Genomic DNA, 585 nt, shown 5'->3' with positions numbered 1-585 from the left:
GTGCGAGGCCGACCTGTGAGCGTCTTCTTCAACCATGTGCCGGCCAGAGAGCTGGGCACCACCTTCACCCATTACGGCTGGTTCTGCGGCTGCGTGCCGGTCTACCTGGGCGCCCTGGACACTGATTGCCCGGCTGTGGCCGCCCGCAATGGTGTGCCTGAGTTCGCCCTGGACCTGGCTGAAATGGTGTTCGGTGCCTGCTGCCTGATCTGCTCGCTGCTCAACCCCGAGTTCGAACCGTCCTATCCCTTCCGCGTGACGGGGAGGATCAAGCCTTGAACCTCAACCTCTCGCGCCTGTTCGCACCAGTCACCGTCCTGGTGCTCTTTGGAGTGGCGTTCTACTGCCTGGGGCTTCGCCTGCAGGCGATGCAGGACACCGCACGGGCTCAGGGGTACGCCACGGCGCAGGCCGAGGGCAAGGCCGCCCTGGAGCTGCAGCAACGCAAGTACGCCGAGGCAGAAGCCCAAAGAGTCCAGCAGGCAGCGGCTGATGCCAAAGCCAGCGCGAAGCGTGAGGCCGAACAAGCTGCCCGCGCTGACCGCCTCGCTGCCGACCTGGCCGAGCAGAAACGCCAGTACCGCA

Annotated in this window: 2 protein-coding genes; both read left to right on the top strand. The window is 65.6% G+C overall.

The features are described from left to right. On the top strand, positions 1–279 hold a 279-nt coding region (locus tag A6723_RS32260), incomplete at its 5' end, for a hypothetical protein (protein WP_175405602.1). After that, a partial coding sequence (locus tag A6723_RS30845) for a hypothetical protein (protein ID WP_256546991.1) occupies positions 276–585 on the top strand: 310 nt, incomplete at its 3' end. The genes A6723_RS32260 and A6723_RS30845, both read left to right, overlap by 4 nt.

The organism is Pseudomonas sp. AU11447, from assembly GCF_001672555.2.
Classification (GTDB): domain Bacteria; phylum Pseudomonadota; class Gammaproteobacteria; order Pseudomonadales; family Pseudomonadaceae; genus Pseudomonas; species Pseudomonas nitroreducens.
The sequence above is the reverse complement of the archived record's forward strand: the minus strand, read 5'-3'. Positions and strand labels throughout refer to the sequence as shown.